This window comes from Ectorhizobium quercum, from assembly GCF_026552795.1.
GTDB classification, from domain to species: Bacteria; Pseudomonadota; Alphaproteobacteria; order Rhizobiales; family Rhizobiaceae; genus Ectorhizobium; species Ectorhizobium quercum.
In genome coordinates this window covers 105,672-126,063 of record NZ_JANFPI010000001.1, presented here as the reverse complement: position 1 = coordinate 126,063, position 20,392 = coordinate 105,672, and the positions used below count along the sequence as shown (strand labels likewise).

At 66.5% G+C, this 20,392-nt stretch carries 16 protein-coding genes; 8 read left to right on the top strand and 8 right to left on the bottom strand.

From position 1 onward, the window contains the following. Window positions 1-101: 101 nt before the first annotated feature. The 4 genes from infB to rimP form a co-directional block, all read right to left on the bottom strand. The gene (infB, locus tag NOF55_RS00515) at window positions 102-2,804 is read right to left on the bottom strand and encodes a translation initiation factor IF-2 (RefSeq protein WP_306409364.1); all 2,703 of its coding nucleotides are present in this window, start codon (window positions 2,802-2,804) and stop codon (window positions 102-104) included. Between the two features lie 97 nt (window positions 2,805-2,901). After that, window positions 2,902-3,588, bottom strand: a complete 687-nt coding sequence (locus NOF55_RS00510; RefSeq protein WP_306409363.1) for an RNA-binding protein — start codon at window positions 3,586-3,588, stop codon at window positions 2,902-2,904. After that, on the bottom strand, window positions 3,585-5,189 hold the full coding sequence (gene nusA, locus NOF55_RS00505; protein WP_306409362.1) for a transcription termination factor NusA: 1,605 nt from the start codon (window positions 5,187-5,189) through the stop codon (window positions 3,585-3,587). Before nusA ends, NOF55_RS00510 begins: the two co-directional genes overlap by 4 nt. 50 nt (window positions 5,190-5,239) lie before the next feature. Beyond that, on the bottom strand, window positions 5,240-5,845 hold the full coding sequence (gene rimP / locus NOF55_RS00500; protein WP_306409361.1) for a ribosome maturation factor RimP: 606 nt from the start codon (window positions 5,843-5,845) through the stop codon (window positions 5,240-5,242). 302 nt (window positions 5,846-6,147) lie between these two features. On the opposite strand from rimP, the gene NOF55_RS00495 reads away from it, so the two are divergent. From NOF55_RS00495 to NOF55_RS00475, 5 genes are all read left to right on the top strand, one after another. Next, window positions 6,148-6,882, top strand: coding sequence for an SDR family NAD(P)-dependent oxidoreductase (locus NOF55_RS00495; RefSeq protein WP_306409360.1), 735 nt, complete (start codon window positions 6,148-6,150; stop codon window positions 6,880-6,882). Window positions 6,883-6,964: 82 nt separating this feature from the next. Further along, window positions 6,965-8,011, top strand: coding sequence for an ABC transporter substrate-binding protein (locus NOF55_RS00490; RefSeq protein WP_370868851.1), 1,047 nt, complete (start codon window positions 6,965-6,967; stop codon window positions 8,009-8,011). 115 nt (window positions 8,012-8,126) lie between these two features. Beyond that, complete coding sequence (locus NOF55_RS00485) at window positions 8,127-9,206, top strand: ABC transporter ATP-binding protein (RefSeq protein WP_306409359.1); 1,080 nt, start codon at window positions 8,127-8,129, stop codon at window positions 9,204-9,206. After that, window positions 9,203-10,387 (top strand): ABC transporter permease, encoded by a 1,185-nt coding sequence (locus NOF55_RS00480; RefSeq protein WP_306409358.1) that lies wholly within the window; start codon window positions 9,203-9,205, stop codon window positions 10,385-10,387. The genes NOF55_RS00485 and NOF55_RS00480 overlap by 4 nt, the downstream gene beginning before the upstream one ends. Beyond that, window positions 10,387-11,178, top strand: coding sequence for an ABC transporter permease (locus NOF55_RS00475; protein ID WP_306409357.1), 792 nt, complete (start codon window positions 10,387-10,389; stop codon window positions 11,176-11,178). The genes NOF55_RS00480 and NOF55_RS00475 overlap by 1 nt, the downstream gene beginning before the upstream one ends. A 9-nt stretch (window positions 11,179-11,187) precedes the next feature. Here the strand turns inward: NOF55_RS00475 and NOF55_RS00470 are convergent, their stop codons facing one another. Further along, window positions 11,188-11,835, bottom strand: coding sequence for a TetR/AcrR family transcriptional regulator (locus tag NOF55_RS00470; RefSeq protein ID WP_306409356.1), 648 nt, complete (start codon window positions 11,833-11,835; stop codon window positions 11,188-11,190). A 276-nt stretch (window positions 11,836-12,111) separates the two neighbouring features. On the opposite strand from NOF55_RS00470, the gene NOF55_RS00465 reads away from it, so the two are divergent. Genes NOF55_RS00465 through NOF55_RS00455 form a run of 3 tightly spaced genes read left to right on the top strand, consistent with a single transcriptional unit; the run spans window position 12,112 to window position 17,815 of the window. Beyond that, entirely contained in the window at window positions 12,112-13,752 is a 1,641-nt protein-coding gene (locus tag NOF55_RS00465) for an electron transfer flavoprotein-ubiquinone oxidoreductase (RefSeq protein WP_306410158.1), read from the top strand. A 6-nt stretch (window positions 13,753-13,758) separates the two neighbouring features. Beyond that, complete coding sequence (locus NOF55_RS00460) at window positions 13,759-16,029, top strand: 3-hydroxyacyl-CoA dehydrogenase/enoyl-CoA hydratase family protein (protein ID WP_306409355.1); 2,271 nt, start codon at window positions 13,759-13,761, stop codon at window positions 16,027-16,029. 16 nt (window positions 16,030-16,045) lie between these two features. Further along, window positions 16,046-17,815, top strand: a complete 1,770-nt coding sequence (locus NOF55_RS00455; protein WP_306409354.1) for an acyl-CoA dehydrogenase C-terminal domain-containing protein — start codon at window positions 16,046-16,048, stop codon at window positions 17,813-17,815. 83 nt (window positions 17,816-17,898) lie between these two features. Here the strand turns inward: NOF55_RS00455 and NOF55_RS00450 are convergent, their stop codons facing one another. The 3 genes from NOF55_RS00450 to exbD all read right to left on the bottom strand — a co-directional run bounded on the left by NOF55_RS00450 (window position 17,899) and on the right by exbD (window position 20,391). Further along, a complete protein-coding gene (locus tag NOF55_RS00450) occupies window positions 17,899-18,906 on the bottom strand; it encodes an Ldh family oxidoreductase (RefSeq protein WP_306409353.1) in 1,008 nt (335 codons plus the stop codon). A 67-nt stretch (window positions 18,907-18,973) separates the two neighbouring features. Continuing rightward, window positions 18,974-19,906 carry an energy transducer TonB family protein gene (locus NOF55_RS00445; RefSeq protein WP_306409352.1) on the bottom strand — a complete coding sequence of 311 codons (933 nt, stop codon included), beginning with the start codon at window positions 19,904-19,906 and terminating at the stop codon, window positions 18,974-18,976. Further along, complete coding sequence (exbD, locus tag NOF55_RS00440; RefSeq protein WP_306409351.1) at window positions 19,903-20,391, bottom strand: TonB system transport protein ExbD; 489 nt, start codon at window positions 20,389-20,391, stop codon at window positions 19,903-19,905. Before exbD ends, NOF55_RS00445 begins: the two co-directional genes overlap by 4 nt. Between the last annotated feature and the right edge of the window lies 1 nt (window position 20,392).

The window sequence follows — 20,392 nt, the reverse complement described above, 5'->3', positions numbered from 1 at the left end:
TCCTTCAGGGATGGAACCTGGGAAACAAACGCGTTCGGCAAAGCGGGCGCTGGAAAACCAGCGCCCGCCGCCAGATCGCTTTTTCTCGATGCCGCGGCTTGTTACAGCGTGCGGGTGATGTGCTCCACGCGGAAGCACTCGATCGTGTCGCCTTCGCGGATGTCTTCGTAGTTCTCGAAGGCCATGCCGCATTCCTGGCCGACATGCACTTCCGCCACTTCGTCCTTGAAGCGCTTGAGCGTCTTGAGCTTGCCTTCGTGGATGACGACGTTGTCGCGGATGAGGCGGACGCCGGCGCCACGCTCGACCTTGCCTTCCGTGACCTGGCAACCCGCGACCTTGCCGACCTTCGTGATGTTGAAGACCTGGCGGATTTCGGCATTGCCGAGGAAGGTTTCGCGGCGCTCGGGCGAGAGCAGGCCGGACATGGCCGCCTTCACGTCATCCACCAGATCGTAGATGATGTTGTAGTAGCGGATTTCCGTGCCGGTGCGTTCGGCTGCGGCACGCGCCTGCGCATTGGCGCGGACGTTGAAGCCGATGATGGCGGCGTTCGATGCCTCGGCCAGCGAGATATCGGTTTCCGTGACCGCGCCGACGCCCGAATGGACGATGCGGGCGCGGACTTCGTCCGTGCCGAGCTTGTCGAGCGCGGCATTGATCGCCTCGACCGAACCCTGCACGTCGCCCTTGATGACCAGCGGGAACTCCTTCATGCCGGAGGTCTGGAGCTGGGTCATCATGTGTTCGAGCGAGCCGCGCGAGCCGGACTGGCGGGCCGCGGCCTTGTCGCGGGCCAGACGCAGGCGATATTCGGAAATCTCGCGGGCGCGGGCCTCGTTCTCGACCACGGCGAACTTGTCGCCGGCCTGCGGTGTGCCGGACAGGCCGAGGATTTCCACCGGCATGGCCGGGGTGGCTTCCTTCACATGCTCGCCCTTGTCGTTGACCAGCGCGCGCACACGGCCCCAGACATCGCCGGCGACGATGATCTGGCCCGGCTTCAGCGTGCCCTTCTGGACGAGGACCGTCGCGACGGAACCACGGCCGCGGTCCAGCTTGGCCTCGACAACCGAGCCTTCCGCCGAGCGGTTCGGGTTGGCCTTGAGGTCGAGGATTTCGGCCTGCAACAGGATCGCATCGAGCAGCTTGTCGAGGTTGGTGCCGGCCTTGGCCGAGACTTCCACCTCGAGCACGTCGCCGCCCATCGATTCCACGAAGACCTCGTGCTGGAGCAGTTCGGTGCGGACCTTCTGCGCGTTGGCCGCCGGCTTGTCGATCTTGTTGATCGCCACGATGATCGGAACGCCCGCCGCCTTGGCGTGGTTGATCGATTCGATCGTCTGCGGCATGACGCTGTCGTCGGCCGCGACCACGAGGATGGCGATGTCCGTCACCTGCGCGCCGCGGGCACGCATGGCCGTGAAGGCGGCGTGGCCGGGCGTGTCGATGAAGGTGATCTTCTGGCCACGCTGTTCGACCTGATAGGCGCCGATGTGCTGCGTGATGCCGCCGGCTTCGCCCGCGACCACGTTGGCATTGCGGATGGCGTCGAGCAGCGAGGTCTTGCCGTGGTCGACGTGGCCCATGATGGTGACGACCGGCGGACGCGACACGAGGTCCTCGTCGCGGTCCTCCACTCCAAAGATACCGGTTTCGACGTCGGATTCGGACACGCGCTTGACGGTGTGGCCGAATTCGCCGGCGATGATTTCAGCGAGGTCGGCGTCGATGACGTCGCCCGGCTTCATCATCTGGCCTTCCTTCATCAGGTACTTGATGACGTCGACGGCGCGTTCGGACATGCGCTGCGACAGTTCCTGAATGGTGATGGTTTCCGGCAGGACGACTTCACGGGTGAGCTTCTCGCGCGGCTCCTGCATCTGGCCGCGGCGGAACTTCTCCTGCCGGCGGCGCATGGCGGCAAGCGAGCGGCCGCGCGACGAACCCTCGTCGTCCTCGCCGCTGACGGCCGTTACCGTCAGCTTGCCGCGGCGGCGGTCCTCCTCGCCCTTCGGGCGGGCCGGAACCTTGGCCGGAGCCGGTGCGGCGACCTTGCCGCGGGCCGGGCTGCTGCGGGCAGCGCCGCGGTCCTCGTCCTCGTCGTCGCCGGTCTTGCGGCCGCGGCCGGCCACGACCGCAGCCGGGGCTGCCGGGCGGGCGTCGGGCTTGCGGGCGGCGGCGGGCGTCGCGTCGGCGGGATGCTGCACCGGAGCCGGGGCGGCGGGCGCCTGCGAAGCGGCAGCCGGCGCTGCGGCGGCTTCCGCCGCGCGGCGGGCCGCCTCTTCCTTTTCGGCTACGGCGCGCGCTTCTTCCTCGACGCGGCGGCGAGCTTCCTCCTCCACGCGGCGGCGGGCGTCCTCGGCGTCACGGGCCTGGGCTTCGATCAGGGCACGGCGGCGGGCTTCCATTTCGCCGGCGGACAGGCTGCCGCCATGCGACGGCTGGCCGCCGCGCGGACGGTGGTCGCGATCCTGGCGGTCGTGGCGCTGCGGATGGCCGCCGGACGGGCGCTGCTGCACGGGCTGGTGAATGCGCGGCGGCTGGGCCGGCTGGGCCGGACGGGCGGCCACGGGTTCCGGTGTCTTCGCCGCGGGCGCCGGTGCGGCCGGCGCGGGGGCGGCCGGCTTGGGCGCCTCCACGGGGCGCGTCGTGCGACGCTTCACCGTCTCGACCACGACGGAATTGGTGCGACCTCGGCCCATGTCCTGGCGCACCGTGCCCTGCGCGAGCCCCGATGGCTTCAGCGTCAACGTCTTCTTGCCGGATATGCCAAGGGTCTTGTCGTCTTTGTTGTCGGTCATTCCGTTTCCGTTCCTTCAGACAAGGCCGGATTGGGACCGGACCCCGTCGTTCAATCAAATTCCTGAGATGGATGACGAGCTGCCGCCCGTACCCGTCTCATCGCGAGGACCGGCCGCCACGGCCGCCAATCCGGTTGTCTTTTCCGCCATCGCGGAAACCGACAAGCGCTGTTGCGCGCTTCACTACACCCTCACCCGCCTGCCCTGCAAGCGCTGCGGCATGGATAAACGCGTTCTGGCCCATCAGCACGTCCATTTCCTCCCGCGTGAGGAGCAAAAAGGACGGTATTTCGTCTTCATCGCTCATCAGAGCGAAGGCCTTGCGCGCCTGGTCGATCTTGCGGACGCCGTCGGGCGCGGCGTCACGGGCATGGAAGGTGGCGAGCGCCGCGCCCGAACGGACCGCGTTCTCCACCTTCGTCGCCCCCATGACGAACTGGCCCGCCTTGCGCGCCATGCTCATCATGCTCGCCAGATCGGCGGCCAGCAGCCGCTCGACCCGATCGACCAGATCCGGCGCCGGCGTGACATCGGCCTTCAGCGCCCTGGCGAAGAGCTTCCGCGCCAGGGCCGTTTCTATCGTCGCGCGGTTCGCCGTGACCCAGCAGCCGCGTCCCGGAAGCTTGCGCTTCAGGTCTGCAACCACCGAACCGTCCGGCCCGGCAACGAAGCGGATCAGACCTTCCGGCGGAGCACTCTGCCGGGTGACGATGCAGAGGCGGCCGTTCACCAGCGCCTCCATGTCGTCATCCGCAGCCTCCGCCTCTGGGCCGGGCCCGCTCATTCTTCCGCGGGGGCGTCGCCCTCGACGGTTTCGGCACCGTCCTGGGCAAGCTCCTCCTCGGTGATCCATCCGGCGGCGAGACGCGCCTGGAGGATCATGTTCTCGGCCTCGACGCGCGACACGTCGAACTTCGAGAACAGGCCCTCGAACTTCTTCGTCTCGCCGTCCTTGCGCTCGGTCCAGCCGGTCAGGTCGTCGACGGCGCAGCCGGCGAAATCCTCGATCGTCTTGATGCCGTCCTCACCGAGGGCGACCATCATCTGCGATGTCATGCCGTCGATCTGCTTCAGCTCGTCGGCCACGCCGAGTTCCTTGCGCCGGGCATCCATCTCGGCCTCGATACGGTCGAGATATTCGCGGGCGCGGGTCTGGATCTCGGACGCGGTCTCCTCGTCGAAACCGTCGATGGAGGAGATCTCGTCCGAATCGACATAGGCCAGTTCCTCGACGGCGGCGAAGCCTTCCGAGGCCAGAACCTGGCCGACCATCTCGTCGACGTCGAGCGCCGTCATGAACAGTGCGGTGCGTTCGTTGAATTCCTTCTGGCGGCGCTCGGACTCTTCCTGCTCCGTCATGATGTCGATGTCCCAGCCGGTGAGCTGGGAGGCCAGGCGCACGTTCTGGCCGCGGCGGCCGATGGCCAGCGAAAGCTGCTCGTCGGGAACGACCACCTCGATGCGCTCGGCGTCCTCGTCGAGAACGACCTTGGAGACTTCGGCCGGCTGGAGGGCGTTGACGATGAAGGAGGCAGGGTCCTGGCTCCACGGAATGATGTCGATCTTCTCGCCCTGAAGCTCGCCGACGACGGCCTGCACGCGCGAACCGCGCATACCGACGCAGGCGCCGACCGGATCGATGGAGGAGTCGTTCGAGATGACGGCGATCTTGGCGCGGGACCCCGGATCGCGGGCGACCGACTTGATCTGGATGATGCCGTCGTAGATTTCCGGCACTTCCATCGTGAACAGCTTCACCATGAACTGCGGATGGGTGCGCGACAGGAAGATCTGCGGACCGCGCTGCTCGCGGCGGACGTCATAGACATAGGCGCGGACACGGTCGCCGTAGCGGAAGTTCTCGCGCGGGATCATCTCGTCGCGGCGGATGATGCCCTCGCCGCGGCCCAGATCGACGATGACGTTGCCGTATTCGACGCGCTTGACCGTGCCGTTGACGATCTCGCCGACGCGATCCCTGAATTCCTCGAACTGGCGGTCGCGCTCGGCCTCGCGCACCTTCTGCACGATGACCTGCTTGGCCGACTGGGCGGCAATGCGGCCGAAATCCATCGGCGGCAGCGGATCGGCGATGAAATCGCCGATCTTGGCTTCCGGGTTGCGGTCGCGGGCGAGTTCCAGCGCGATCTGCGTGGAATAGTCCTCGACCGTCTCGACCACTTCGAGGAGACGCTGGAGGCGGATTTCGCCGGTCTTGGAGTTGATGTCGGCGCGGATGTTGGTCTCGCTGCCGTAACGGGAGCGCGCCGCCTTCTGGATGGCGTCCGCCATCGCGGCGAGCACGATGTCGCGGTCGATCACCTTTTCGCGGGCAACGGCGTCCGCAATCTGCAGAAGCTCAAGCCTGTTCGCACTGACTGCCATTTCGTTTCACTCCGTCTCTTGCCGGGACGCTTGGGCCGGCGCCTCAAAAATCAATCGGTTTCGTCCGCTTCTTCGTTCTGGTTCGCGGCTTCGCGGGCCTGCTTGTCGGCCTTCAGCGCGTCGCGGATCAGATCGTCGGTCAAAATCAGCTTGGCTTCGGCCAGAGCCGTATAGGGCACGGTCACGACCGGGTTCTCGCCATAGGCGATATCGCTGCGCTCCACCGTGAAACCGGTGTCGTCGGCGCTGGCGATGCGGCCCCGGAAACGCTTGCGGCCCTCCACGATCACGGAGGTCTCGCACTTGACGATGTGCCCCTGCCAGCGCGTGAAGTCCGACTTGCGGACCATCGGACGATCGATGCCCGGCGAAGACACTTCCAGATGATACGCTCCGGGAACCGGATCGTCCACATCAAGAACCGGTGAGATCGCCATCGAAACGGCTTCGCAATCCTCCACGGTCATGGTTCCGTCGTTCTTTTCGGCCATGACCTGAAGGGTCTGGCCGTTCTGGTTCATCAGGCGCACGCGCACCAGCCGGAAGTCCATCGCCTCCAGAACCGGCTCGATGATCTCGGCAATGCGCCGGTCGAGGCCGGTCTCGACGATCAGCCTCGGCTCCGGGCCGATTGCAGCCACATTGTTATCAGACACTTCTCAAACCTCCGGGACAATCCGGTCCGACATCCGCACCGGGTCCGATCGCGGCAACAAAAAAGAGCGGGTCCGGCGGGCCCACTCTTCATCCAACGATCAAGAATTTGCATGTCTTATACGCCGGTTTCGCCTTCATTGCAAGCACAAGGCCGCACCGGCGGCGACCGCGCGGCGGGCGCGGCCGCACCTTCGCACGGAAACTCACCGCGGCGATGTGAAAAACTCATGGAAACCCGCTTGCATTGGGCTACGCGAATAATAATATGCACACAAATTTAGCACGCTCCGAAAGTGATGAAATGTCAGTCAAGTTCATGCTTCTAACCGGGGCTAGCCGCGGCATCGGCCATGCAACGGTCAAGCTTTTCCAGGCACATGGCTGGCGCATCTTCACCGTTTCCCGCCAACCCTTTTCCGAGGAATGCCGCTGGCCGTCGGCGCGCGAGAGCCACATCCAGGCCGACCTCGCCAATCTCGACACGATCGACGACCTGATCGCCGAGGTGCGCTCGCGCCTGCCGGATGGCGAACTGCACGCGCTCGTCAACAATGCCGGCATTTCGCCCAAGGGTCCCGGCGGCAGCCGTCTCGGCGTCATCGGCTCCGACGCGGACGTGTGGACGCGGGTCCTGAACGTCAATCTCGTCTCGACCGCGCTTCTGGCCCGCGGCCTCCTGCCGGAACTTGAGAAGGCGCAGGGCTCGATCGTCAACGTGACGTCGATCGCCGGCTCGCGCGTCCATCCCTTCGCCGGCGTCGCCTATGCCGCCTCGAAGGCGGGGCTGGCGTCGCTGACGCGCGAACTCGCCCACGAATTCGGCCCGCGCGGGGTGCGCGCCAATGCGATCGCGCCGGGCGAGATCGAGACCTCGATCCTTTCGCCGGGCACCGACAAGCTGGTCGAGGCCGAGGTGCCGATGGGCCGGCTGGGAACGCCGGCGGAAGTCGCCCGCACCATCTATTTCCTCTGCACGCCGGAATCCTCCTACATCAACGGCGCGGAGATCCATATCAACGGAGGCCAGCACGTATAGAGGCGCAAGGGCGCCGGCCGCCGCGGACATTTCATCAAACGGGCCGGCAAAAGCCGGACGAAGCAAAAAGGGGAACTACCGAATGAAGACCATGCGTACAACCATTCTCGCGGGGGCGGCAATCGCCGTTCTCGCCACCGCCCTGCCGGCAGCGGCGCGCGACCTGACCATCGTCGGCTGGGGCGGCGCGGGCCAGGCCGCCCAGGACGAGGTTTACTTCACGCCCTTTTCCGAAAAGGTCGGCAAGCCCTTCATCCAGGAAAGCTGGGATGGCGGCTACGGCGTTCTCCAGGCCAAGCTGAAGGCCGGCGCGCCGAACTGGGACGTCGTGCAGGTGGAAGCCGAAGAACTGGCGCTCGGCTGTGCCGACGGCCTCTATGAAACGCTCGACTGGGACAAGATCGGCGTCAAGGACGAGTTCCTCGAGGACGCCGTTTCCGAATGCGGCGCCGGCGTCATCTACTGGTCGATGGCAATGGGCTACGACGGCAGCAAGATCGCCGACGGACCGAAGAACTGGGCCGATTTCTGGGATACGGCGAAATATCCGGGCAAGCGCTCGCTGCGCAAGGGTGCCAAGTACAATCTCGAATTCGCCCTGCTCGCCGACGGCGTGACGGCGGACGAACTCTACGACGTCCTGTCCACGCCGGAGGGCGTCGACCGCGCCTTCAAGAAGCTCGACGAGCTGAAGCCGAACATCGTCTGGTGGGAATCGGGCGCCCAGCCGGTGCAGTTCCTCGCCTCCGGCGAAGTCGCCCTGACCTCGGTCTACAACGGCCGCATCACCGGCATCAACAAGACCGAAGGCAAGGATTTCAGGCTGGTATGGCCGGAAAGCATGTATGCCGTCGATAGCTGGGTCATCCTCAAGGGCGCGGAGAACAAGGATCTGGCGCTGGACTTCATCGCCTTCGCCAGCCAGGCCGAGAACCAGGCCAAGCTGCCGCTCAAGGTCGATTACGGCGTGCCGAACAAGAAGGCCGCCGCAGCCATTCCGGAAGACGTGCAGAAGAACCTGCCGACCTATCCGGAAAACCTCGAGCACGCCCTGCCGCTCAATGTCGATTTCTGGATCGACAATTCCGAGGCGCTGACCGAGCGCTTCAACGCCTGGCTCGCCCAGTAACCACATCGTTGCGCACTCCCCCGGTAGCGGCCCGCGCCGCTGCCGGCGGGAGGCAATCGCCGCCCGGGCGCCTTTCGTCCGGGCCGCCGGTGCTATTCAATCGGGGAAATCGGCCTTGGTGGACATCCGCATACGTTTCGACAGCGTCAGCAAGAATTACGGCCCGGTGCGCGTGGTCGACAATCTCAAACTCGATATCGCCAAGGGGGAATTCGTCAGCCTTCTCGGCCCTTCCGGCTCGGGCAAGACCACGCTTCTGATGATGCTCGCCGGCTTCGAGGACGCGACCGAAGGCCGGATTTTCGTGGATGGCCGCGCCGTCAACGACGTCCCGTCCTACAAGCGCGACATGGGCGTCGTCTTTCAGAACTACGCACTCTTTCCCCATATGAGCGTCGGCGAAAACGTCGCCTTTCCGCTCCAGATGCGCGGCGTCTCCAGGGCCGAGATCGAAAAGCGCGTGACAGGCGCGCTCGACATGGTTCAGCTCGGGCACCTGTCCGAGCGCCGCCCGACGCAGCTTTCCGGCGGCCAGCAGCAGCGCGTGGCGCTCGCCCGCGCGCTCGTCTTCGAACCGCGCGTGGTGCTGATGGACGAGCCGCTCGGCGCGCTCGACAAGCAGCTGCGCGAGCAGATGCAGCTCGACATCCGCGCCCTTCACAACCGTCTCGGCCTCACCATCGTCTTCGTCACGCACGACCAGTCGGAGGCGCTGACCATGTCCGACCGGATTGCCGTGTTCAACAAGGGCAAGATCGAGCAGATCGGCAGCCCCCGCGAAATCTACGACGAGCCGAAGACCCGGTTCGTCGCCGAGTTCATCGGCGAGACCAACCTTCTCGAAGGCGTCGTGGACCGCACGAGCGCCGGCGAGGCGCTGGTGCGGCTGACGTCCGGCCATGCGATCGCCGTCGCCGACACGCAGGACCTCAGCCCCGGCCAGAACGTCTTCATCTCCATCCGTCCCGAGCGGATCGAGCTTCAGGACGCCATGCTGTCGGCGGGTTCCGCCAACGCACTGGCGAGCCGGGTCGCCGACAGCGTCTACCAGGGCGATCACATCCGTCTCCAGCTGGAGGACGGCGCCGGAGCGACCTATGTCGCCCGGCTCGACCGCAAATCGGCCGAATGGCCGAAGGGCACGGAAGTGAACGCGCTGTTCCGCCCGGTGGATTGCAAGGTCGTCCTGCCATGACGAAACGCGCCCTTTCACGCCGGGCCGGCGCCTTTCTTCTGGTCGCGCCGCTGTTCCTCTTCATCGCCCTCTTCTTCGTCTGGCCGCTCGTCAGCGTCATGAAACAGTCGGTTTCCGACACTGCCGTGCTGCATATCCTGCCGCGCACGGCCGAGGCGATCGGTGCGTGGGACGGCACGTCCGAACCGTCCCCCGAACTCCAGCAGGCGCTGATAGACGACCTGCGCGCCGCAACCGGCGACCAGGCGGCGGTGGGCGACATGGTGCGCCGCCTCAACAGCGCGCAGTCCGGCTTCCGCACGCTGATGTCGAAGACCATCAGGGCCGCCGCGGAAACCGGCGAAGGCCCCGTCGATCTGCTGGCGCTCGACGCGAGATGGGCGCAGCCGCCGTTCTGGACGGCGATCGCGGAAGCGCTGTCGCCGATCACCGACCGCTATCTCCTCGCCGCCGTCGACCTGACCCGCGATGCCTCCGGCGCCATCGTCTCCCAGCCGCCCGACGCGGCGATCAACCAGGCGATCTTCACGCGGACGCTTTGGATTTCGGCGCTCGTCACCTTCTTCTGCCTGGCTGTCGGCTATCCCTACGCGCTGCTGATCGCCGCCACGTCAGGATGGCAGCGGCAGGTGCTTCTGGCCGCCGTTCTGCTGCCCTTGTGGACCTCGCTTCTGGTCCGCACCGCCGCCTGGTTCATGCTGTTGCAGGACAGGGGCCTGATCAACGAACTGCTGCTCACCCTCAATTTCATCAACGAGCCGCTGGCGCTGATCTTCAACCGCACCGGCGTCGTCATCGCCATGACCCATGTGCAGCTTCCGCTGATGGTGCTGCCGATCTACAGCGTGCTGCTGACCATCCCCAAGAACCTGATGCCGGCGGCGGCCTCGCTCGGCGCGCATCCGCTCAGGGCCTTCACGCGCGTGCTTCTGCCGCTCAGCCTGCGCGGCATCCTTTCGGGCTCGCTGCTCGTCTTCATGTCGGCGCTCGGCTATTACATCACGCCGGCGCTGATCGGCGGGGCGGGCGACCAGATGATTTCCTACTTCATCGCCTTCTATGCGACGAACACGGCCAACTGGGGCATGGCGAGCGCACTCGGCCTCGTGCTCCTCGTCATCACCATCCTGCTCTACGCCGTCTACGAACGGCTGTCGGGCGGACGCGAAAGGAGCGCATGATGCCGGTCAAGACGGTCCAGGTCCTGTTCGCGGCGCTGATGGTCGCCTTTCTGGTCATCCCGCTGCTCGTCATCCTGCCGCTCGCCTTCACCTCGAGCGCGCTTCTCGTCTACCCCGTCCCCTCCTACTCGCTGCGGTGGTTCGAGGAGCTCGTCAACAACGAGGCCTGGCGGCGGGCGATCATCAACAGTCTGATCATCGGCGGCGGCACGACGCTCCTGGCCACCACGCTCGGCACGCTGGCCGCGCTGGGCCTGCGCCAGCGCCTGCCCTTCATCGGCGGTGTCCTGCGGACGCTGTTCATGCTGCCGATGGTGGTTCCGGCCGTGGTGCTGGGCATCGGCATGCAGATCCTGCTGTCCGGGCTCGGCCTTGCCAACACCTATTCGGCGGTCATCATCGCCCATACGGTGCTGGCCATCCCCTTCGTCATCATCAGCGTGGCGGGGGCGCTGGCGGGCATCGACAAGCGCGTGGAACTCGCCGCGGCCAGCCTCGGCGCATCGCCGGCCACCGTGTTCCGCCGCGTGACCTTTCCACTCGCCATGCCGGGCGTGCTGACCGGCGCGGTGCTCGCCTTCGCCACGTCGCTAGACGAAGTGGTGCTGACGCTGTTCGTCGCCGGCCCCGGCCAGCGCACGCTTGCCCGCCAGATGTTCTCGACCATCCGCGAGAACATCAGCCCGGCCATCGCCTCGTCGGCCTTCCTGTTCATCGTCGGAACGATCCTGATCGGCGCCATCGTCGTCATCGTGCGCAGCCGCATGCCGGGCAGGAAGGTTGCAGCGTAGGATAGACTGTCAGCCGCCGGCCTGGTGGCGGAACACCAGCACGATCTGGCGCCCGATCTCGGCGGGCGTCAGCCGGCCCTGGCGATACCAGCCGCTGATATTGTTGAGCAATGTCAACAGCAGCAAGCGATAGATGCCGCGGTCGAGTGCCGGATCGAGCGGCAGGTCGTCGACCAGGTCGCGGAAGGTCTGCTCGAAGACGTCACGGCGGGCCACCAGCCGCTCGCGCACCTCCAGAGGCGTCGACTGGAAATCGTTCATCAGCGGCATGGTGATCGAATGCGGGTCGAGCTGGATTTCCAGCATGCGGACGCAGGCGGCCTCCAGCTTTTCCCAGGGGTCGGTCACGCCCGATATCGCCTCCTCCAGCCGCTCCGCCGCCACGTCCAGCGCCGTGTCGTGGATCTTCACGAACAACGCTTCCTTGGACTTGATGTAGTGATAGAGCGAGCCGCCGAGCAGGCCGACCCGCTCGCCGATATCGCGCACGGAGGTCGCCGCATAGCCGCGCTCGGCAAACAGGGCGGCGGCGGCTTCCAGGATCTCCTGATAGCGCTCGCTCGCCTCGTTGCGGAACAGCCCCTTGCCGGGCCGCGCCGCGCCTGTCTCCGTCGCCTTGCCGTCGCTCGCCGATGCCATCATCCCTCCAGAGAGCATTTGCGCGTTTCTCCGAATCGCGAAGCTCCTACTCTTCGTTTCTTACGCAATTCCCGATGGAAAACCGCTTCACACTTTTGCGGGAACTGCCCTCGTCCGAACACGGGCCGCCGCCGCGTTTTGCCGTGGCCGGAAAAATGTCCTGCGCCGTTCTTCCTTCCCATATCCGCTCTTTCGCCTCTTGCAAACTGTAACAACCGTTTGATATACAAACAAGGGCAGGGAGGAACCACGAGCGGAGGATCGGGCGTGAGCGAGGAACAGACCCGCGAGGGCATGGATTTCGATGTCGTCATCGTCGGCGCGGGTCCGGCGGGGCTTGCCGCGGCGATCCGCCTGAAGCAGCTTCAGCCGGACGCGTCGGTCGTCGTGGTGGAAAAGGGCTCGGAAGTCGGCGCGCATGTCCTGTCCGGCGCGGTGATCGACCCCTCGGGCCTCGACCGGCTTCTGCCGGAATGGCGCAGCGATCCGGACCGGCCCCTGACGACGGAAGTGATGGAGGACCGCTTCCAGCTTCTCTGGCAAACGGGCGGCATTCGCCTTCCCAACGCGCTGATGCCGCCGCTGATGAACAATCACGGCAATTTCGTCGGCTCGCTCGGCAATGTGGCGCGCTATCTCGCGGCCCGGGCCGAGGCGCTCGGCGTCGAGATCTATCCCGGCTTCGCGGCAACCGAGGTGCTTTACGACAAGGCGGGCGCGGTGGCGGGCATCGCCACCGGTGACATGGGCGTCGGCCGAAACGGCGAACCGAAGCCGGACTATACGCCCGGCATGGAGCTTCGCGCCCGCTACACTCTGCTGGCCGAGGGCGCGCGCGGCAGCCTTTCCAAGCAGGCGATCGCCCGCTTCGCTCTTTCGAAGGACAAAAGCCCGCAGAAATACGGCATCGGCCTCAAGGAACTGTGGCAGGTGGCGCCGGAAAAATTCCGCAAGGGGCTGTTGCAGCATTCCTTCGGCTGGCCCCTCGACAACGGCACCGGCGGCGGCTCCTTCCTCTATCATTTCGACGACGGGCTGGTGGCGGTCGGCTTCGTCGTCCATCTCGACTACAAGAACCCGACGCTTTCGCCCTTCGACGAATTCCAGCGCTTCAAGACGCATCCGCTGATCCGCGATACGTTCGAGGGGGCCAATCGCATCGCCTATGGCGCCCGCGCGCTGACCGAGGGCGGTTTCCAGTCCGTTCCCGAACTCGTCTTTCCCGGCGGGGCGCTGATCGGCTGCGCCGCCGGGTTCATGAACGTGCCGCGCATCAAGGGCAGCCACAACGCCGTGCATTCCGGCATCCAGGCGGCGGAGGCCGTGGCCGAAGCGCTGGCGGCGGGCCGGGCGCAGGACAGGCTCGACACCTACGAGGAAGGATGGCGGGCATCCGTGATCGGGCAGGACCTGAAGCCGGTGCGCAACGTCAAGCCACTCTGGTCGCGCTTCGGCACCGTGCCCGGCGTGGCGTTCGGCGCACTGGACATGTGGTGCCAGACCCTGTTCAAGGCCTCGCCGTTCGGCACGCTTGCGCACCGGAAGCCGGATCACGCCAGCCTGAAGCCGCTTTCCGAGGTGGCGCCGATTTCCTATCCGAAGCCGGACGGAAAGCTCACCTTCGACCGGCTGTCATCCGTGTTCCTGTCGAACACCGCGCATGAGGAAGACCAGCCGGTGCACCTGAAGCTCGCCGATCCCTCGATTCCCGTCGCCAAGAACCTGCCGCTTTATGGCGAGCCGGCGCGTCTCTACTGTCCCGCCGGGGTCTATGAGGTGGTATACGGGAACGAGGCGGCGAAGAGCGATCCGCGCTTCGTCATCAACGCGCAGAACTGCGTGCATTGCAAGACCTGCGACATCAAGGACCCGGCGCAGAACATCACCTGGGTGCCGCCCGAAGGCGGTGGTGGCCCGAACTATCCGAACATGTGAGGCACCATGACCACGATCGAGAAAGCCACCGTCATCGGAGCGGGCACGATGGGCTCCGGCATCGCCGCCCATCTCGCCAATGCCGGTGTGTCCGTCACCCTGCTCGACATGGATGCGAAGCTCGCGGAAGCTGGTGTCGCGCGCCAGCTCAAGGCCGGGGGCTTCATGGACACCGCCTTCGCCGCGCACATCCGCACGGGCTCGTCCGTTACCGACCTTGCACTCGCCGCCGATTCCGACTGGATCGTCGAGGCCATCGCCGAGAAGCCGGAGATCAAGCAGGGGCTCTACAGGGCGCTGGAAGCGGTGCGCAAGCCGGGCTCCATCGTCTCGTCCAACACCTCCACCATTCCGCTCGCCCGGCTGACGGAGGGCATGCCGGAGCGGTTCGCGGACGATTTCCTCATCACCCATTTCTTCAACCCGCCGCGCCGCATGCGGCTGTTCGAACTGGTGGCCGGCGGCAGGACGCGGGCGGATGCGCGCGCGACAATCGCCGATTTCGCCGACCGGCGGCTCGGCAAGGCGGTCGTCCTTGCCAAGGATACGCCCGGCTTCATCGGCAACCGCATCGGCAATTACTGGATGATGGTGGCGGAAAACGAGGCGATTGCGCGCGGCCTGACGGTCGAGGAAGCGGACGCGATCATCGGCAGGCCCTTCGGCATTCCCTCGACCGGCATTTTCGGCCTGCTCGATCTGGTCGGTATCGACCTGATGGCGACCATCCTGAAAAGCCTTCAGGGCGCGCTGCCGGCCACCGACCCGATGCAGGATTATGCCGCCGAACCACCGCTCGTGACCCGGATGATTGCGGAGAACCGGCTGGGCCGCAAAAGCGGCGCGGGCTTCGTGAAGCTTTCCGCCGACCGCAAGAGCCGCGAGATCACCGACCTTGCGACCGGCGAATACCGGCCGATGCAGGCGCTCGCCTCCGCAGCGCTCGCCGCCGCGAAGGGCGATGCCAGGGTACTGATGGACCATGACAGCCCCGGCGGCCGGTTCGCCGCCATCGTCATGGGCAAGACGCTCGCCTATGCGGCAGCCCTCGTGCCGGAAATCGCCGACACGCCGCAGGCCGTCGACGAGGCGATGCGGACGGGCTACGGCTGGAAGTCCGGCCCGTTCGAACTGATTGACAGGCTCGGTCCCGGATGGCTCGCCGGAAAGCTCGAAACGCTTGGCGTGCCGGTGCCCGCCTATCTCGCCGCAGCGGCGAGAGCCGGCAGCTTCTACAGCGTGCGCGACGGCAAGGCCGTTCATCTCGGCACGGACGGCGACTGGCATGAGATCGACGTGCCGGAGGGCGTCGTCAGGCTCGCCGCCCTGAAGCTTTCCACCGCGCCGGTCATGAGTGGCGAGGCAGCCAATCTCTGGGATCTCGGCAACGGCGTCGCCGGCCTCGAGCTTCGCACCAAGATGAACACGTTCAGCCCGGCGGCGCTCGATGCCGTTGTGGCGGCGCTGGACGCCGTGGAAAAGGATTTCGGCGCTCTGGTGATCGGCGGCGATGCCGACCCGTTCAGCGCCGGCGCCGACCTGCGCCAGTTCCTCTCCCTTTTCGAAACGGAAGGCCGCGAGGCGCTCGGCCGTTTCGTGGACAGGGGCCAGCAGACCTTCAGGGCACTCAAGTTCGCGCCCTTTCCGGTCGTCAGCGCCACCTCGGGACTGGCGCTCGGCGGTGGCGCGGAAATCACCCTGCATTCGGCCGCGGTGCAGGCCCATGCCGAGCTTTCCATCGGTCTCGTCGAAACGAAGATCGGCCTCATTCCCGGCTGGGGCGGCTGCAAGGAAATGCTGCTGCGCTTTTCCGAAACCCTGCCGCCGCTCGACGCCGCCAAAGCCGCCTTCGACCTGATCGCCGGAGCGAAGACTTCGGGGAGCGCCTATGAGGCCCGCAATCTCGGGCTTCTGAGGGCCACCGACGGCGTGACGATGAACCGCGAGCGGCTGATCGCCGACGCCAAAGCCCGCGCGCGCGATCTTTTAGCCGGCTACGAACCTCCCGCACCGAGGGCAGTGACGATCACCGGCGCGGAGGGTTTTGCGGCCCTGACGGCGGCGCTCGATGCCGAGGGCGTGACGGCGCATGACAGGGTGGTGGGCGCAGCGCTCGCCCGCGTGTTGACCGGTGGCGATGCCGCCGCCGGCACGACCATCGGCGAGGATGCGCTGACCGCGCTGGAGCGCAAGGCCTTCCTCGACCTGCTCGAAACGCCGGCCACGGTCGCCCGCATCCGCCATATGCTGGAGACAGGCAAGCCGCTCAGGAACTGATCAGGAGGAGACAGTCATGGCAAACTATGTTCCACCCGTGGAAGACATGATCTTCCTTCTCTCGAACGTGTTCGATTTCGACCGGCAGATGGCCGCCCTGCCCGGCTTCGAGGAGGTGAACACCGACCTTGCCGCCTCGGTGCTGGAGGAAGCCGGCAAGTTTGCGGCGGAGGTTCTGGAGCCACTGAACCGCAGCGGCGACGAGGAAGGCAGCCGTCTGGAAAACGGCGAGGTCGTCACGCCGAAGGGCTTCAAGGAGGCCTACAAGGCGTTTTCGGAAGCGGGCTGGAGCGGCCTTTCCGGCGACCCCGACTATGGCGGGCAGGGCCTGCCGCGCACCTTGCAGATCCTCACGGACGAGATGGTGTCATCCGCCAACCTGTCCTTCGGCCTGTTTCCGGGGCTGACGCGCGGCGCGACGGAGGCGATCGGCCACCATGCCGGCGAAGACCTCAAGGCCCTCTACCTGCCGAGGATGATTTCCGGCGAATGGACCGGGGCGATGGCGCTGACCGAAGCCTCCGCCGGCACCGACCTCGGCCTTCTCACCACCCGCGCCGAGCCGCAGGACGACGGCTCCTACCGGATCACCGGCACCAAGATCTTCATCTCCTCCGGCGATCAGGATTTCGGCGGCAACATCGTCCATCTCGTGCTTGCCCGCCTGCCCGACGCGCCGAAGGGCGTGAAGGGCATCAGCCTGTTCCTCGTGCCGAAGTTCCTGCCGGACGCGGACGGCAGCCTCGGCGCGCGCAACGGGCTTTCCGCCGGCGCGCTGGAGCACAAGATGGGCATCCACGCCCAGCCCACCTGCGTGATGAACTATGACGGGGCGACCGGCTGGCTCATCGGCGAGCCGCATCGCGGCCTGGCCGCCATGTTCACGATGATGAATGCCGAGCGTCTCTTCGTCGGCATCGAGGGCTTGGGCGTTGGCGAAGCCGCCGTCCAGAAGGCGACGGCCTATGCGAAGGAGCGCCTTCAGGGCCGCTCGCTCGACGGTTCGCGCCCGCTGGTGCCGATCATCGAGCATCCCGACGTGCGCAGGATGCTGCTGACGGGCCGCGTGCTCTGCGACGGCGCGCGCGCCCTTTCCGTCTGGACCGCGCTTCAGATGGACATCGCCGGCCGCCACCCGGACGCCGGGGTCCGCAACGCCGCCGACGGTTTCGTGGCGCTGATGACACCCGTGGTGAAGGCGGCCTTCACCGATTTCGGCTTCGAGACGGCCGTTTTATCGCAGCAGGTTCTCGGCGGTCACGGCTATATCCGCGAATGGGGCATGGAACAGTTCGTGCGCGATGCCCGCATCACCCAGATCTACGAAGGCACGAATGGCGTGCAGGCGATGGACCTGACCGGCCGAAAGCTGCCGATGGAAGACGGCGAACTGGCGCCGCGCTTCTTCGCGCTGGTGAAGGAAAGCCTCCAATCCGCCGCGCTGGTGCCCGGCGCGGAGGCGATCACCACCGCGACGGCGCAGGCGCTGGACCGGCTGGAGCGGTCGACGGCCCATATCCTGGCGCGGGCTGAAGACCCGGCAGAGGCGGGTGCTGCCGCGACCGACTATCTGCGCCTCTTCGCGCTGACGACGCTCGGCTGGTGCTGGACGAAGATGACGGTCGCCGCGCTTTCCGCAGGTGCCGATGCCGCTCCCGCCATCCGCCGTAAGCCGGCGCTTGCCGCGTTCTTCGCCGCCCGCATCCTGCCACAGACGCTCGCCCTCGAAGCCTCCATCCTCAACGGCCCGGACAGCCTGATGGCGCTTACGGCGGACGACTTCTGACCGCTGCGATCCCGGCGGGGAAAACCCGCCGGGATCGCACGCTCTATCTTTATTGTTTTCACGCAATTCCGGACGGAAAACCGCTACGCACTTTTCCTGGAATTGCTCTGAAGCGCACGAATGGCTTCCAGCACGTCGTCGTCCACCTCGATGCCGCTTTCCAGCGACCGGCGGCGGGCATCGGCCCCGCGCCGGCCGGGAAGGCGCACGCCCTCCTCGCGGCCGAGTTCTTCCGCAAGGCGAGCCATATAATCCGCCGAACCGCCCGTCGCCTGCGGATCGATGGCGACGATGGTCTGGCCGATGGCTGGCGACGGCCCTTTGTCGTCGAGCAGGGAGGAGGCCTCGAAACCGAACTGCGCGCCGGTCAGGCCGGCGGCCATCAGGTCGACCATCATGGCGAGCGCCGCGCCCTTGGCGCCGCCGGAGGGCATCATCGTCCCGGCAAGGCCGACCTTCGGATCGGTGGTGGGATTGCCGTCCGGACCGAGCGCCCAGTCTTCGGGTATCGGCTCGCCCTTCTGGGCAGCCTTGATCAGCCTTCCGCGCGCGACGGTGGACAGCGCCATGTCGATGACGACCGGGTCGCTGCCAGCGATCGGCGCAGCGAAGGCGACGGGATTGGTGCCGAACATGGGACGTCGCCCGCCCCAGGCGGCCATCGCGGCAGGCGCATTGGCCACCATCAGCGCCACGAGACCGCGATTGGCGAGATACTCGACATGCAGGCCCAGAACGCCAGCGTGATGCGAGCGGGAAACGGCTGCAACCGCGATGCCCTGCCGCAGGGCCACATCCGCCAGACGGGGAAGAACGCATTCGAAGGCGGGATAGGCGAAACCCGAGGCGGCATCGGCCTTCAGGACGCCGGGGCGGCTCTCCTCGACGACCGGCCGCGCGAAACCGTCAACCTTGCCGATGCGCGCCTGGAGGCTGTAGGCCTCGACGCGGCGCAGGCCGTGGCCGCTCTGGCCGACGGCTTCGGCCTCGACCAGCGCACGGGCGACCGCCGCGGCATTCGCCGGGCTGACCCGATTCTTTTCAAGCGTTTCGGAAACGAGGCGATGGGCCTCGGCAATGGAGAGCTTCATGGCGGGCATTCCTTTCGTCGCCACCTCATAGCGCGAAAGAAATGCCTGTAAAAGCGCTTTGGCGCGATCAGCGCGTGGTGAATTCGAACGGTATGGTCAGCGTCCGGCTGACGTCCGGCGGAGGGGCCGGAACCGGCGATGCGCGCTGCACCAGGGCCAGGACTTCCTGGTCCAGAGACGGGTGTCCGGACGAGCGCGACAGCGCCACGGAAAGAACGTTGCCGCTGGTGTCGATGTTGAACCGGACATAGACCGTGCCCTGGGTGCTCTTGTCGCGCGTCTTGACGAGCTGGTTCTTGCGGCGCGCCAGATGCGCCTGCACGCGCGACTGCCAGCGGGCCGGCGAAACGCTGGAGGACGATGCCCCGGTGGAGGAGCGCGCCGAGGCGTTGCGCGTGCCCCGGTTGACCTCGGCGGCGGCGGCAACCGCCCCCTTCGACGCCTGCGGACGCGGACGGGGCCGCTCGCGCGGCTCTTCCTTGCGGGCTTCCACCCTCTTCGGCTTTTCCTGAACCTTCTTCACTTCCGGCTTCGGCGGCTGGGGACGGGCGACCGGCAGCGGCACCTCGACGTTCTCCATCAGCTTCGCCACTTCCTGCTCGATCGGCGTGGGCTCGGGGTCCGGCTCGGGCAGCGTCTCGGTCACGTCCTCGACCGGTTCCGGCTCGACCACCGGCTCGGGCTCGGGCGGTGGCGGCGGCTCGAGCTCGGCCTCCTCCACCGGCTGTTCTTCCGGCGGGGTCAGGCTCGCCACGTCCTGCGCCTCGTGCATGTCCTCGGAAACCTGCGTGGTTTCCGTGTTGACCGCTTCCGGCTCGGCGGCCATCTCGATCAGGATCGCCGGCGGCGAACCGCTGTCGGCGATGACCTCCGGTTCGCGGCTCAACAGCCAGGCAGCACTCGACACATGGGCCGAAAGCATGACCAGCGCCGCACTACCCCACAGAAGCGTATCGCGCAGACGGCTGGAGCGAGGCTCGTGAGGACAGGACGGGATCATGGCTGTGTCCCCGCTTCCGCTCCCGTCTGGCCACCCTCGGCCGGGGCAGCCGCATTGCCCGGCTGCGGCACGGTTTCCAGCCCGACCAGGGCGATCTTCAGGTAGCCGGCATCACGCAGGAGGTTCATCACGATCATGAACTGGCCGTAATCGACCGACTTGTCGGCGCGCAGGAAGATGCGGCGTTCCTTGTCGCCCTCGGTGATGCGGTCGAGCGCGGAGCCGAGGCCCTCGCGGGCGACCGGGTCGTTGCCGACATTGATCGTCAGGTCCTCTTGCAGCGTCAGATAGAGGGGCTCCTCCGGCCGGGGGGCGGGCTGGGCGGTGGAAGCCGGAAGGTCGACATTGACGTCGACGGTCGCAAGCGGCGCCGCGACCATGAAGATGATCAGAAGAACCAGCATCACATCGATGAAGGGCGTGACGTTGATTTCATGGCTTTCAGCCATGTCGTCGCCCTGATTTTCCCGAATTCCGCCTGCCATG

Bases quoted from the DNA above. Each gene is read 5' to 3' on its own strand.
- infB (WP_306409364.1), bottom strand. From the start codon at position 2,804: ATGACCGACAACAAAGACGACAAGACCCTTGGCATATCCGGCAAGAAG.
- NOF55_RS00510 (WP_306409363.1), bottom strand. From the start codon at position 3,588: ATGAGCGGGCCCGGCCCAGAGGCGGAGGCTGCGGATGACGACATGGAG.
- nusA (WP_306409362.1), bottom strand. From the start codon at position 5,189: ATGGCAGTCAGTGCGAACAGGCTTGAGCTTCTGCAGATTGCGGACGCC.
- NOF55_RS00495 (WP_306409360.1), top strand. From the start codon at position 6,148: ATGTCAGTCAAGTTCATGCTTCTAACCGGGGCTAGCCGCGGCATCGGC.
- NOF55_RS00490 (WP_370868851.1), top strand. From the start codon at position 6,965: ATGAAGACCATGCGTACAACCATTCTCGCGGGGGCGGCAATCGCCGTT.
- NOF55_RS00480 (WP_306409358.1), top strand. From the start codon at position 9,203: ATGACGAAACGCGCCCTTTCACGCCGGGCCGGCGCCTTTCTTCTGGTC.
- NOF55_RS00475 (WP_306409357.1), top strand. From the start codon at position 10,387: ATGCCGGTCAAGACGGTCCAGGTCCTGTTCGCGGCGCTGATGGTCGCC.
- NOF55_RS00470 (WP_306409356.1), bottom strand. From the start codon at position 11,835: ATGCTCTCTGGAGGGATGATGGCATCGGCGAGCGACGGCAAGGCGACG.
- NOF55_RS00465 (WP_306410158.1), top strand. From the start codon at position 12,112: ATGGATTTCGATGTCGTCATCGTCGGCGCGGGTCCGGCGGGGCTTGCC.
- NOF55_RS00460 (WP_306409355.1), top strand. From the start codon at position 13,759: ATGACCACGATCGAGAAAGCCACCGTCATCGGAGCGGGCACGATGGGC.
- NOF55_RS00455 (WP_306409354.1), top strand. From the start codon at position 16,046: ATGGCAAACTATGTTCCACCCGTGGAAGACATGATCTTCCTTCTCTCG.
- NOF55_RS00450 (WP_306409353.1), bottom strand. From the start codon at position 18,906: ATGAAGCTCTCCATTGCCGAGGCCCATCGCCTCGTTTCCGAAACGCTT.
- NOF55_RS00445 (WP_306409352.1), bottom strand. From the start codon at position 19,906: ATGATCCCGTCCTGTCCTCACGAGCCTCGCTCCAGCCGTCTGCGCGAT.
- exbD (WP_306409351.1), bottom strand. From the start codon at position 20,391: ATGGCAGGCGGAATTCGGGAAAATCAGGGCGACGACATGGCTGAAAGC.